The organism is Streptomyces sp. NPDC046985, from assembly GCF_040644415.1.
Classification (GTDB): Bacteria; Actinomycetota; Actinomycetes; order Streptomycetales; family Streptomycetaceae; genus Streptomyces.
Window position 1 is genome coordinate 69,747 of sequence record NZ_JBEYWK010000002.1, and the last position, 12,724, is coordinate 82,470.

Genomic DNA, 12,724 nt, shown 5'->3' on the forward strand with positions numbered 1-12,724 from the left:
ACGGGACGGCGGCGCTCGCTGACCCCGGGCGGCGCTCACGCAAGCGGGGTGCGCCCGGCACGGGACGGCGACGACTGGGAGGGTGCGGTCAGCGCGGTGACTGCGCCTCAGCGTTCCCGGCGGCCTCAGCGTTCCCGCCGCCGCCGACGTTCCCGCCGCCGCCGACGTTCCCGCCGCCGCCGACGTTCCCGGCGTCACCGGCGTCACCAGAGCCGGCAGCGCCCCCACCCGCCTCGGCGTCCCCACCGTTCCCGGCGCCACCAGCGCTCCCACCCGCCTCGGCGCCCCCAGCAGCCGCACCGGCCTCGGCGGGCCGCTCGGGGAGTTCCGCCGCCAGGGCCGCCGCGGCCTGGACCAGGGGAAGCGCCAGCAGGGCGCCCGCGCCCTCTCCGACGGTCACGCCCTGGTCGAGCAGGGGCTCCAGCGCCATCCGGTCCAGGGCCTTGGCCTGGCCCGGCTCCCCGCTGCTCTGCCCCGCCAGCCACCAGTCCGGCGCGCGGAACGCCACGCGCTGCGCCACCAGAGCGCACGCAGCCGAGACCACGCCGTCCAGGATCACCGGCAGCTTGCGCACCGCGGACTGCAACAGGAAGCCGGTCATCGCGGCCAGATCCGCCCCGCCGACCGCCGCGAGCAGGAGCAGTTGGTCCCCGAGCACCGGCCGGGCCCGCCGCAGCGCGTCCCGGATCGCGGCGCACTTGCGCATCCACGCCAGGTCGTCGATCGGTTCGCCGCCCCGCCCGGTCACCACGGACGCGTCCGTGCCGCACAGCGCGGCGATCAGCACGGCCGCCGCGGTGGTGCCGCCCACGCTGACGTCGCCGAGGACCGCCAGGTCCGTGCCCGAGTCGGCCTCCTCGTCGGCGACCGCCATGCCGACGCGGAGCGCGGCCTCCGCCTCCTCGGCCGTCAGCGCGTCCTCGACGTCGATCCGCCCGCTGCCGCGCCGCACCCGGCGCCGGACGACGTCCTCGGGCAGCGTCTCGGGCGGGCAGTCCAGCGCCATGTCCACCACCCGCAGCGGCACTCCGAGCCGCCGGGCCAGCACCGACACCGGCCGGCCGCCCTCCAGCACCGCCCGCACCAGTCGGTCCGCCCCGCCCGCGGGCCGTGCCGACACGCCGAGTCCGGCGATTCCGTGGTCGCCGGCGAACAGGACGGCCCGCGGCCGTTCGACCGGCCGCACCGGAACCGCGCCCTGCGCGGCGGACAGCCACTCGCCCAGGTCGTCGAGGCGGCCCAGCGCGCCGGGCGGCACGGCCAGCCGCTCCCGGCGGCCCTCCGCGTCCCGGCGCACACTTCCGGCGGGGCGCTCGATCAGATCGGTGAAGTCGTCGAGATTCAGCGAGCTCATTCGTCGAACAGTACCGGCCCCGGTCGTACGCGGCGGAGCCAGATCGGCGCCACACCCGTACGGCGTCTTTCGACCGCCATCCCGATCCCCTACGTTCCCTTTGCCCCTTTGTGGTGCATTGTCGACAGCATCGTGCCGATCCACCGGTTCCACCGCCGTACGTCCCCTCGCCCCCTCCGGGAGCCGCCCATGCCGCCCCTGCCGAACGCCGCCCGCGCCCACGACCCGCGCCGCACGGCGTACGCCGCCGAACTCGCCCAGGGCGTCGAGCGGTTCCATGAGCCGCGCCGCGAGGACTGCCCATGGTGCGGCTCGGGGCGGCTGCGCACCCGGCTGCGCGCACCGGACCTGCTCCAGCACAAGCCCGGCAGGTTCGCCCTCGACCAGTGCGCGGACTGCGGGCACGCCTTCCAGAACCCCCGACTCACCCCCGAGGGGATGGCGTTCTACCACCGGGACTGCGAGGAGGCGGACCTCGGCGGCCTGCCCGGCGCCGCGCTCGCCGCCCGCCGCGCCCGCCGCAGGCGCCGGGGCGACGCTCGCCTGATGCGCGAGGTGGGCGAGCCGGAGAGCTGGCTGGACGTGGGCACCGGCCACGCCCGCTTCCCCGAGGCCGCGCGGGAGGTGTTCCCGTACACCTCCTTCGACGGGGTCGACCCGACGCCGCGGGTGGAGGCGGCGCGCGAGGCCGGGCGGATCGAGGAGGCGTACGTCGGCCGCCTCGCCGATCCGGAGGTCGCCGAGCGCCTGCGCGGGCGCTACGACGTGGTCAGCGTCTTCCGCCACCTCGCCCACGCCCCCGATCCGCGCGCGGAGTTGCGCGGCGCCCTCGCCGTGCTGCGGCCCGGCGGCCACCTCCTGGTCGAACTCCCCGACCCCGGCTGCGCGTTCGCCCGGCTGTTCGGCAAGTGGTGGCCCGCGCACGGGCTGCCGCGCCATCTGCACCTGCTGCCCCTGCACAACGTGTGCGCCGAACTGGAGGCCGCCGGCTGCACGATCCTCGTCATCGACCGGCGGCGCCCGCACACCCCGAACGACCTGTCAGCCGCCTTGGCGCTCGTCCTCCGCCGCGCCCTGCCCTTCGCCGACGTCCCCTGGCGGCACGAGCCGCCGCACCCCGCGCAACGCGTCCTGCGCGCCGTCCTCGCCTTCGTCGCCGCGTCCCTGGTGCAGAAGGCCGCGCTGCTGGACCTCCTCCTGTCCCCCCTGCTGCGCCGCGCCCCCGGACTCTCCAACGCCTACCGCGTCGTCGCCCGCCGGGACACGGCGTAGACCCGTGCGGGCGCGGCCCGCACGGACCCGGGCAGACACACCGGGTGCTACCGACCCCACCGGGGCCGCAGATCGGCGCCCGCACAGCCCGGCGCTCGCGGGGACCGGTGACCCGCGCAGCCTGGTGACCGGCGCGGGCCAGTGCCCCGTACAGCCCGATGACTCGCGCGCCGACGCCCGTACGGGTCGCCCCCCACCCCGGGATCCGCCCGGGGCCAGGGGCGCCGCTCAGCCGCGCAGCACCAGCGCCTGGCCCGCCGTCACCAAAAGCACCTGTTCGCACTGGGCGGCGAAGGCGGCGTTCAGGCGGCCGAGTTCGTCGCGGTAGCGGCGGCCCGAGGCGGTGGCCGGGACGATGCCGGCGCCGACCTCGTTGGAGACCGCGACGACCGTGCGCCGGGCCGCCCGGACGGCGGACGTCAGGAGGGACACCCGGTCCCGCAGCGCCGCCTCGCCCCCGCCCGCCCACTGGGCGTCGTCCCACGCGCCGACGGCGTCCATCGCGTCGGTCAGCCACAGCGACAGGCAGTCGATCAGGAGCGGCGGGCCCTGCTCCGTCAGCAGCGGCGCCAGGTCGCAGGTCTCCACGGTGCGCCACGACCCCGGCCGCCGCTCCCGGTGCGCGGCGACCCGGGACGTCCATTCGCCGTCGCCGGCCCGGGTCCCGCCGGTGGCCGCGTACAGCACGCCGGGGAAGGTCTCCAGCCGCCGCTCCGCCTCCACCGACTTGCCCGACCGGGCGCCGCCGAGCACCAGCGTGCGGCGGGGCACGTCCGGCACGTCCTCGCACGCGCCGATCGCCAGCGTGCTGCCGTCCGGCGCCGCGCGGGCCCCGGCCGCCGCGAGCCGTCGGGACAGTTCGGCTCCCGGCGGCACGTCGTGGTCGAGATGGACGGCGACGACGTCCGTGGTCGGCCCCACCGCGCCCGCCGCGCGCAGCCTGGCCAGCGCCTCCGGGCGGCCCACGACGTCCGCGAGCACCACGTCGTACGTCCCGTCCGCCGCACCCTCCAGCCCGGCCGGCGCGCCGCCCGGCGGCAGGTAGAGCAGCCGGCGCCCGTCCGGGCCGGTCACCGCGTACCCGGTGCCCGGCGCGTCCAGCGCGACCGCCCGCACCCGGTGCCCCGTCAGCAGCGCCAACTCCCGCCCGTCCGGCACCCGGACCGGCTGCGGCAGCCCGGCGGGCGCCTCGACAGCCGGCCCGTCGTGCGGGTGCGACAGCAGCACCTGGGCCACGCCGGTCAGCGACCGCCCGGCGCGGGCCGCCGCGAGCGCCGCGCCGGGCGTCAGGTCCAGCAGCAGCGCCCCGTCCACGAGCAGCGCCGTCGCCGCGCGCGCCTGCGCGCCGAGGGCCGTCGCGCAGGCCGCGCAGGGGCAGTAGGGGCGGGGGAGCCCCGCGGGAGCACCGGTGCCGAGCAGAGTCACGTCCACGGCCCCGATTTTCCCAGGTCGCCATAGGTCCCGCGCATCCGGTGGGCCCTGCCGCCCGCTGCCCGCCGTCCCCTTCGGAGGGCGGCCGCCGCGGCGTCGGACGCGCGCTCCGGACGGACGGCGGGCGCGCGAAGGGCGTACGGCGGGCGTACGACGGGTGTGCGACGGGTGTGCGCGCGGGGAGTTGCGGGGCAGGCGGAAGGGTGAAGTCAGAGCACAGCATTAGGCTGCGGGCAGGTGCCGGACCAAGATCCGGACCGTGCCGTGCAGGGTGCTCACATCAGGGAGGCGTACATGGCGTCATGGACGTGGCGGTTCGAGACGGCTGACGGGACGGAGGTCCAGCCCGCGGTGGAGCCGGAGGAGTTCACCACTCAGGGCGACGCCGAGTCCTGGATCGGCGAGCACTGGAAGGCCCTGCTCGACGGCGGTGCCGACCAGGTGCGGCTGCTGGAGGACTCCACGGAGATCTACGGCCCGATGAGCCTGCACGCCGACGAGGCGCAGGCGTAGCCGACGGCCGGGCGGGAGCGCGTACCGCGCGGGATCGCGTACCGGGTGGGGGCGCATACCGCGCGGGAGCGCGTACCGCGTGGGGGAGCGGCCGGGCACGGGTGACGGCCAGGCATGGGCTTGTGCCGGGCGTAGCCGCTTCTGCTGGGCGGGGCCGCGTGGCGGGCATGGGCTGCGGCCGGGCGGAGGCGCTTGCCGGGTACGGGCTGCGGCCAGGCATGGGCTACGGCCGGTCACGGGCTGCGGTCGGCCGGGGCCGCTTCTGCCGGGCGTAGACCACGGCCTGGCGGGGGTGCGAGTCGCCCGCGGTTCGGGCCCCCGCCCGGCCCGGCTCACTGCTCGCCCAGCGTGACCTCCACCGTGTGCTCGCGGCCGTCGCGCGTGTAGGTCACCTTCGTGCGCTGCCCCGGCCGGGCGACCGCCAGCGCCTCGGACAGGGAGGTGACCGTGGTGAGGTCCGTGCCGCCGAGCCGGGTGACGACGTCCCCGGACCGGATGCCCGCCCGGTCGGCCGGGCCGCCCGGCGACACCTGCGCCACCGCGACCCCCTCGGGCTGGTAGTCGGCGTCGACGACCGTGCGGCCGGTGATGCCGAGCGCCGCGCGCCCGGAGTCGACGACCCTGCCGTACTTGACGATCTGCTCGGCGATCGTCCGCACCGTCGACGACGGGATCGCGAAGCCGATGCCCGGCGCCGCGCTGCCGCCGAGCTGGGGGTCGGCGGCGGCCAGCGTCGGAATGCCGATCACCTGGCCGTCCAGGTTCACCAGCGCGCCGCCGCTGTTGCCGGGGTTGATCGCGGCCGAGGTCTGCACCATGCCCGCGATGGTCGCCCCGGTGCCGCCCCCGCTCTGGCCCTCGCCGCCCTCGCTGACGGTGCGGCCGGTCGCCGAGACGATCCCCTGGGTCACGCTCGACGACAGCCCCAGCGGCGAGCCCATGGCCAGCACGATCTGCCCGACGTCGACCTTCTTCGAGTCGCCGAAGGACGCCGCCTTCAGCCCCGGGGGCAGCTTGTCCAGCTTGACCACGGCGAGGTCCTGGTCGGGGTAGGAGGAGACGAGGGTCGCGGTGAGGGGCGCCTCGCTGCCGGCCGTGGTCACCTGGAACCGCTTCTCGCTCCCGACGACGTGCGCGTTGGTGACGACGTGCCCCGCGCCGTCGAAGACGATCCCCGAGCCCAGCTCCTGGCTGGCCTGGATCTGCACCACCGACGGCAGCACGTCCTTGATCACCTGCTGGTAGGCGTTCTGGAGGTCGGTCGCGACCGTCGGCGCGCCCCCTCGCCGGTCCTGGGCCGGGGAGGCGGAGGCCGCCGGGTCCTTGGCGCCCGAGGCCGCGTCGCACCCGGTCAGCGGCATGGCGCAGCAGAGCAGGGCGGCGAGCGGAACCGCCGTACGGAGGGCACGAGCACGCGGCCGCGGGTTCCGGGCACGGGAAACGTCCATGATCCAAGCCTCACCGCGCGGCACGGCGCCGGCCTGCCCGGCGCGTCCGAAAGAGCGCCGCCCGAACGGGGCCCGGACCTCAGCCGGTGGCCGGTGTTCCGGTGCGACCCCGCACCCTGTTCCAGGCTGGCCTGTATCCCGGTCCGGGCCCGCACCCCGTTCCAGGCGGGCCCATATTCCGGTCCGGGCCCGCACCCTGTTCCAGGCAGGCCCGTATGCCGGTCTAGGCCCGCACCCTGTTCCAGGCAGGCCCGTATGCCGGTCCGGGCCCGGCCCCAGTTCCAGGGCCGCGCCATGCTCCAGGCCCGTAGTACACGCCAGGCCCGTACCTCGGTCCGGTCCCGGACCCTAGTCGCGCACCCCACACAGATGCAGCAGCGCCGCCACCGCGCGGTAGGGGTCGGTCCGTCCGGCCCGCTCCTCCGCGGCCAGCAGGGTCTCCGGGTCGGCCGGGGGCTCGGCGCCGTCCGCCGCCGTGTCCGTGAACACGCGCACCCCGTACCAGGCGTGCAGCGGCGCCCCGATCCCGGCGAGCGTCGCCGTCAGATCGGTGAGCCGGTCCGCGCGCACGTCCAGGCCCAGCCGGTTGCGGTAGACCGCCGTGCCGAACGCCGCCAGCGCCCCCGCCCAGTCGCCGGAGAGCCCCGGGCGCAGCGCCAGCGCGTCGGCGTTGCGCACCAGCAGCGACAGCAGACCGCCCGGCGCGAGCATCCGCGCCAGCCCGGCCAGCAGCGGATCGGGCTCCTCGACGTACATCAGCACGCCGTGGCACAGCACGACGTCGAAGCTGCCCGGCAGGAAGTGGACGCCCGTGTCCTGCCCGTCGCCCTCGACGATGCGCATCCGCGCGCGGATGCCCTCCGGCTCCCCGGCCAGCTCCCGGCGTGCGACGGAGATCATCGTCTGGTCGCGTTCCAGACCGGTCACCTGGTGCCCGGCGCGCGCAAGGCGCAGCGCCTGGGTTCCCTGGCCCATGCCCACGTCGAGCACCCGCAGCCGCCGCCCCACCGGGAACCGCGCGGCGATCTGCTCGTCGAGCTGCCGGGCCACCAGTTCCTGCCGTACGACGTCCCGCAGGGCGCCCAGCCCGCTCAGCCAGGCATCGGCGGCGCCCCCGGTGAACGCGGTTCCGGTCAGGGCCGCTGCCCCCGCTTGACCTGGGGCTTGGGCAGCCGCAGCCGGCGCATCTGGAGGGAGCGCATCAGGCCGTAGGCGACCGCGCCCCGCCGGTTGGCGTCGGGGAAGCGCTCGGTGAGCCGCTTCCGCATCCGGAAGCCGCTGAAGACCGAGTCCAGCACGATCGCCACGATCACCACGAGCCACAGCAGCAGCGCGATGTTCTGGAGATAGGCCACGTGCACCAGGCTGAGCGCCAGGATGATCACGGCCATCGGCAGGAAGAACTCCGCGATGTTGAACCGCGAGTCGATGAAGTCCCGCACGAACCGGCGCACCGGGCCCTTGTCGCGGGGCGGCAGATAGCGCTCGTCGCCGCTGGCCAGCGCTTGGCGCTGGCGCTGCATCTGGACGCGGCGGTCCTCGCGCTGGCGCTTGGCGGCGTCCTTGCGCGTCTGCGGCGTCGAGGCGGCGCTGCGGCGCTGGGACTGCGCCGCACTCCGCTTGGGAGTGGGGCGGCCCTTGGGCGCCTGGGGGTCACGGGGCTGCTTGGAGATGCTCACCGTCGTCTTGTCGGCGACTGGCGACTTCTCGTCCTTGGCACGGCTACGGAACACAAAACCCAAGGGTACGGTCTTGACCCGCATGGACCCCAGTCCGGTCGGGAACGATCCGGCAACGCCGGACGTCTTCAGGGTGCGGGGCCGGTAAGGGGCCGGTACAAGCGGAGATGGGCGGAGATGGGCGGGGACGGAGAGCGGAAGCCGGGCGCCGGACCTCGCGGACCGCTGCCAGGAACCCTCCTCCTCTTCGTCCTCCCTGCGCGGGAGCGGAGGCGAGCGCAGTCGTCCTTGGGGATGACCGCATCCGTCCTGGAACAGTGCGGTAATGGAGGCGGGCCCCGTACTGTGGGTTCTGTCGCAAGGCTGTGAGCTGGAGTCCGTCAGAAGGGGGCGCGCGAAGCCCATGAGCGGTGTCATGAAGCGTATGGGGATGCTCTTCCGCGCGAAGGCGAACAAGGCCCTTGACCGGGCCGAGGACCCGCGCGAGACCCTCGATTACTCGTACCAGAAGCAGTTGGAGCTGCTCCAGAAGGTGCGGCGCGGCGTCGCCGACGTGGCGACCAGCCGCAAGCGCCTGGAACTCCAGCTCAACCAGTTGCAGTCGCAGTCCACCAAGCTGGAGGACCAGGGCCGCAAGGCGCTGGCGCTCGGCCGGGAGGACCTGGCCCGCGAGGCGCTGTCCCGCAGGGCCGCGCTCCAGCAGCAGGTCACGGACCTGGAGACGCAGCACGCGACCCTTCAGGGCGAGGAGGAGAAGCTCACCCTCGCGGCACAGCGCCTCCAGGCCAAGGTCGACGCCTTCCGCACGCGCAAGGAGACGATCAAGGCCACCTACACCGCGGCCCAGGCGCAGACCCGGATCGGCGAGGCGTTCTCCGGCATCTCCGAGGAGATGGGCGACGTCGGCCTGGCCATCCAGCGGGCCGAGGACAAGACCCAGCAGTTGCAGGCGCGGGCCGGCGCGATCGACGAGCTGCTCGCCTCCGGCGCCCTGGACGACCCCTCCGGCATGGCGAAGGACGACATCCAGGCCGAGCTGGACCGGCTCTCCGGCGGCACGGACGTGGAGCTGGAGCTCCAGCGGATGAAGGCCGAGCTGGCCGGAGGGCCGGCCGCCGACCGTCAGGCGCTGGAGGGCGGCCAGGAGCAGGCGCAGCCCCAGCAGCAGTCACAGCATCGGCAACAGCCGCAGGACGCCCCCCGCTTCGACAAGCAGTGAGCCGCGCTCATGCGGCGGGCCGCATGAACATCAAGCGGCGAGCCGCCTGAAACCGTCGGCCTCCTGCCTTAGCGGGCCGCCGGCAACAGGCCGCACGAATCAGTGGACCGCGTGAGACAGCACGTCACCGACAGCCGTGGCACACGCCGCCGAGGAGGGCGACATGATCGTACGGATCATGGGAGAGGGACAGGTGAGGCTGGCCGACGGTCACCTCGCCGAACTCGACAGGCTGGACGACGAACTCCTCGCCGAGATGGAGAAGGGCGACGGTCCGGGCTTCCGCCGCACCCTGAGCGCCCTGCTCGACAAGGTGCGCGAGCTGGGCGAGCCGCTGCCCGACGACGCCCTGGCGCCGTCCGAGCTGATCCTGCCCGCCCCGGACGCGACCTTGCAGGAGGTACGGGAACTGCTGAGCGACGACGGCCTGATCCCGGGCTGAGCGCCCCCGGGCGCGCCCTGCCCCGCCGCACACCGACCCCGTACCGTACTCAGCCGTGACCACTGTCTGCGACCGCGCCCGGCGCCGGCTGAAGGCGTACCCCCTCGCGCTGGACGCGGTCCTCGCGGCCGCGGTCCTGGCGAGCATGCTGGCCGGCTCCTTCGCGGACCCGCGCGGCGACCACGGCGTGACCTGGAACGTGCACCGGCCGTCCTCGCTCAGCCTGACCCTGATGACGCTGAGCGCGGCGGCCCTGGTCCTGCGCCGTCGCGCCCCGCGCACCGTCCTCGCCCTCACCGGCGCGCTGTCCGTCGTCGAGTGCGTCACCGGCGATCCGCGCGCCCCCGTCGCCATGTCCGCCGTCCTCGCCCTGGGCACCGTCGCCGCCCGCACCGACCGCCCCACCGCCTGGCGCCTCGGGCTGCTCACCATGACCGTGCTGACCGGCGCCGCCATGCTCGGCGGACCGCTGCCCTGGTACGCCCAGGAGAACCTGGCGCTCTTCGCCTGGACCGGGATGGGCGCCGCGGGCGGCGACGCCGTGCGCAGCCGCCGCGCCCTGCTCAGCGCCATGCGCGAGCGCGCCGAGCGGGCCGAGCGCACCCGCGAGGAGGAGGCCCGCCGCCGCGTCGCCGAGGAGCGGCTGCGCATCGCCCGCGAGCTGCACGACGTGGTCGCCCACCACATCGCCTTGGTCAACGTGCAGGCTTCCGTCGCCTCCCACGTCATGGACCAGCGCCCGGACCAGGCCCGGCAGGCCCTCGCCCACGTCCGCGAGGCGGGCCGGTCCGCGCTGGACGAGCTGCGCGCCACGGTCGGCCTGCTGCGGCAGTCCGACGACCCGGAGGCCCCGACCGAGCCCGCCCCCGGCCTGCACCGCCTGGAGGACCTGGCCGGCACCTTCCGCAGCGCGGGACTGCACGTCGAGGTCGCCCGCGCCGACCAGGACGCCCCGCTGCCCGCCGCCGTCGACCTGGCCGCCTTCCGCATCGTCCAGGAGGCCCTCACCAACGTGCACAAGCACGCCGGGAGCCGCGCGCGGGCCGAGGTCAGCGTGGTGCGGGTCGGACCGGACGTCGAGATCACCGTCCTGGACGACGGCGCCGGCGCGGGACCGGGCGATGCCTCCGCCGGGCCGGACGCCTCCGCCGGGCCGGGCGGCACCTCCGTCGAGCCGGGCGACGCGTCCGCCGAGTCGGGCGGCGGCCACGGGCTGCTCGGCATGCGCGAGCGGGTCACCGCCCTGGGCGGCAGCCTCAGCGCCGGCCCCCGGTACGGCGGCGGTTTCCGCGTCCAGGCGGTCCTGCCCCTGGTGACCGCCGCCCGCACCGTCCCGGAGGACGCCGCATGACCATCCGGGTCCTGCTCGCCGACGACCAGGCCCTGCTGCGCAGCGCCTTCCGCGTCCTCGTCGACTCCGAGCCCGACATGGAGGTGGTCGGCGAGGCGGCCGACGGGGAGGGGGCGGTGCGGCTGGCCCGGGAGCGGCGGGCCGACGTGGTGCTGATGGACATCCGCATGCCCGGCGCCGACGGCCTGACCGCCACCCGCCTGATCAGCGCCGATCCCGCCCTCGCCGGGGTCCGTGTGGTCATCCTGACCACCTTCGAGGTCGACGACTACGTGGTGCGGGCGCTGCGCGCGGGCGCGGCCGGGTTCCTCGGCAAGGGCAGCGAACCGGAAGAACTGCTCAACGCCATCCGGGGCGCCGCCCAGGGAGAGGCGCCGCTGTCCTCGGCGGCCGCGAAGGGCCTGATCGCCCGCTTCCTCGCGCAGAGCGACGCCGCCGACGGCGACCCGGCCCGCGCCGCGCTCCTGGACGCGCTGACCGTGCGGGAGCGCGAGGTGCTCGTCCAGGTCGCGGGCGGCCACTCGAACGACGAGATCGCCGCCCGCCTGGAGGTCAGCCCGCTGACCGTGAAGACCCACGTCAACCGGGCCATGGCCAAACTCGGCGCACGCGACCGGGCCCAACTGGTCGTCATCGCCTACGAGTCCGGCCTGGTCCGCCCGCACACGCACTGACCGCCGGCCGGACCCGTACGGCGTGTACGGGTCCGGCCGTGTTCGGCCGTGTTCGGCCGGCTCATTCGGTCGGCTCAGTAGCGGTCGAGGATGAGCTGCGTCTTGAGGACATCGCCGCGGTAGAGCCAGCCGTGCGCGTCGGCCGTCGCGATGGCGTCGCTGTGCAGCGCGGCGGCGTCGTCGTAGTCGTCCGTCTTGAACGACAGCTCGACCACGTACTCCGTGCCGCTCCCGCTGGCGGCCTTCACGGGGAGCACCTCCAGGGAGGCGTCGTCGGAGGACTCCCAGGCGCCCGACCAGACCTGCGAGGTCACCGGCCCGTGGGCCCGGGACGCCGCGAGCGTGGTCGAGCCCCAGCCGGAGGACCCCCAGTCCTGGAGCTTGCCGGGGATGTCGTTGACCAGCCAGCCGCGGCCGGTGCTGCTGGAGGGCATCGCGGTGCCCGAGTAGCCGCTCGCGCTGTGGCTCTTCTCGTCGCTGAAGCTGAGCGTCTGCTTGGCGTAGCCCCAGTCGACCTCGGCGTCGTAGTTGGTGTCCGAGCTGTCGAAGCCCGCGTCGTTCGCCTGGTCCAGCGCGGCGTCGATGTCGCCGCCGGTCACCGTGAACCGCTTCTTGTACGTCTCCTCGAAGGACGAGCCCGACTTGTGGCGCAGGCGGACGTCCCAGCCCTGCGCGTTCAGGGCGAGCGCGTCGGTGTCGAAGTACTCGTAGGAGCGCGCCTTGGCGGAGCCGGTGATGCCGAAGGCGGACTTCACGGCGGAGGTCGGGTTGTGGGACGCGTCGAGTGCGGCCGTGGTCAGGTCGATCTTGACCTCGTAGGTCGGCACGGCGTTGGAGGCGGCCGACGCCGGCTGCGCGGGGGCGAGTACGGCGGCCGTGGCGGAGAGGGAGGCGGCCAGGGCGAACGCCGTGAGCGGGCGACGGGCCCGCCAGGAAGCAATGCTCATGCCAAGAGCGTCACCGCGTCGGATGAGCGGCAGGTGGGCCCCCGGTGGGCAGCACGTGAAGCCGGGGCGTCGGGCGGGTGCGGCCCCCGTCGGCGCCCCGGCCGTGAGCCCCCGTTCGGGCGGGTTCGCGCCGCTTGCCGGTGGGCGCGCGCCGGGCGCCGTCGGCTGTGCAATCGGCGCGGGCGCCCGCCCAGTGCGGGAGCTGCGCGCCCGGGGGCGCAGCTCCCCGCGCGGGGGCCGCGCGCCCGGGGCTGTCGCTCCCCGGGTAGGGGCTGCGCGCCCGGGGCCGTCGCTCTCCGCGCAGGAGCCGTGCGCCCAGGGGCGTCGCCCCCGCACAGGGGTTACGTCCGGCGCCGTCGCCCCTGCGCAGGGGTCGCGTCCGATGCCGTCGCCC

12 protein-coding genes are annotated in these 12,724 nt (G+C 75.5%); 6 read left to right on the plus strand and 6 right to left on the minus strand.

Annotated features, from left to right (window positions below; genetic code table 11):
* Positions 1-88: 88 nt before the first annotated feature.
* Positions 89-1,354 carry a nicotinate-nucleotide--dimethylbenzimidazole phosphoribosyltransferase gene (gene cobT / locus ABZ861_RS02910; protein ID WP_361622632.1) on the minus strand — a complete coding sequence of 422 codons (1,266 nt, stop codon included), beginning with the start codon at positions 1,352-1,354 and terminating at the stop codon, positions 89-91.
* 189 nt (positions 1,355-1,543) lie between these two features.
* Here cobT and ABZ861_RS02915 point away from each other — a divergent pair, with 189 nt between their 5' ends.
* On the plus strand, positions 1,544-2,626 hold the full coding sequence (locus ABZ861_RS02915) for a class I SAM-dependent methyltransferase (RefSeq protein ID WP_361622635.1): 1,083 nt from the start codon (positions 1,544-1,546) through the stop codon (positions 2,624-2,626).
* 228 nt (positions 2,627-2,854) lie between these two features.
* Here ABZ861_RS02915 and ABZ861_RS02920 read toward each other — a convergent pair whose 3' ends face one another.
* Positions 2,855-4,057, minus strand: a complete 1,203-nt coding sequence (locus tag ABZ861_RS02920) for a bifunctional adenosylcobinamide kinase/adenosylcobinamide-phosphate guanylyltransferase (protein ID WP_361622638.1) — start codon at positions 4,055-4,057, stop codon at positions 2,855-2,857.
* Between the two features lie 294 nt (positions 4,058-4,351).
* Here ABZ861_RS02920 and ABZ861_RS02925 point away from each other — a divergent pair, with 294 nt between their 5' ends.
* On the plus strand, positions 4,352-4,570 hold the full coding sequence (locus tag ABZ861_RS02925; protein WP_361622641.1) for a hypothetical protein: 219 nt from the start codon (positions 4,352-4,354) through the stop codon (positions 4,568-4,570).
* A gap of 332 nt (positions 4,571-4,902) precedes the next feature.
* Here ABZ861_RS02925 and ABZ861_RS02930 read toward each other — a convergent pair whose 3' ends face one another.
* The 3 genes from ABZ861_RS02930 to ABZ861_RS02940 all read right to left on the minus strand — a co-directional run bounded on the left by ABZ861_RS02930 (position 4,903) and on the right by ABZ861_RS02940 (position 7,781).
* A complete protein-coding gene (locus ABZ861_RS02930; RefSeq protein WP_361622644.1) occupies positions 4,903-6,018 on the minus strand; it encodes a trypsin-like peptidase domain-containing protein in 1,116 nt (371 codons plus the stop codon).
* 348 nt (positions 6,019-6,366) lie between these two features.
* The gene (locus ABZ861_RS02935) at positions 6,367-7,068 is read right to left on the minus strand and encodes a methyltransferase domain-containing protein (protein ID WP_361622647.1); all 702 of its coding nucleotides are present in this window, start codon (positions 7,066-7,068) and stop codon (positions 6,367-6,369) included.
* Positions 7,069-7,151: 83 nt separating this feature from the next.
* Positions 7,152-7,781: a DUF3043 domain-containing protein gene (locus ABZ861_RS02940; RefSeq protein ID WP_361622650.1), complete on the minus strand. Its 630-nt coding sequence runs from the start codon at positions 7,779-7,781 to the stop codon at positions 7,152-7,154.
* Positions 7,782-8,100: 319 nt separating this feature from the next.
* On the opposite strand from ABZ861_RS02940, the gene ABZ861_RS02945 reads away from it, so the two are divergent.
* From ABZ861_RS02945 to ABZ861_RS02960, 4 genes are all read left to right on the plus strand, one after another.
* On the plus strand, positions 8,101-8,916 hold the full coding sequence (locus ABZ861_RS02945) for a PspA/IM30 family protein (protein ID WP_361622653.1): 816 nt from the start codon (positions 8,101-8,103) through the stop codon (positions 8,914-8,916).
* Between the two features lie 163 nt (positions 8,917-9,079).
* Positions 9,080-9,358, plus strand: a complete 279-nt coding sequence (locus tag ABZ861_RS02950) for a hypothetical protein (protein ID WP_361622656.1) — start codon at positions 9,080-9,082, stop codon at positions 9,356-9,358.
* Between the two features lie 55 nt (positions 9,359-9,413).
* Positions 9,414-10,709: a histidine kinase gene (locus tag ABZ861_RS02955; protein WP_361622659.1), complete on the plus strand. Its 1,296-nt coding sequence runs from the start codon at positions 9,414-9,416 to the stop codon at positions 10,707-10,709.
* Positions 10,706-11,383 (plus strand): response regulator transcription factor, encoded by a 678-nt coding sequence (locus ABZ861_RS02960; RefSeq protein WP_361622662.1) that lies wholly within the window; start codon positions 10,706-10,708, stop codon positions 11,381-11,383. The genes ABZ861_RS02955 and ABZ861_RS02960 overlap by 4 nt, the downstream gene beginning before the upstream one ends.
* A gap of 74 nt (positions 11,384-11,457) precedes the next feature.
* Here ABZ861_RS02960 and ABZ861_RS02965 read toward each other — a convergent pair whose 3' ends face one another.
* A complete protein-coding gene (locus tag ABZ861_RS02965; protein ID WP_361622665.1) occupies positions 11,458-12,330 on the minus strand; it encodes a hypothetical protein in 873 nt (290 codons plus the stop codon).
* Positions 12,331-12,724: the final 394 nt, after the last annotated feature.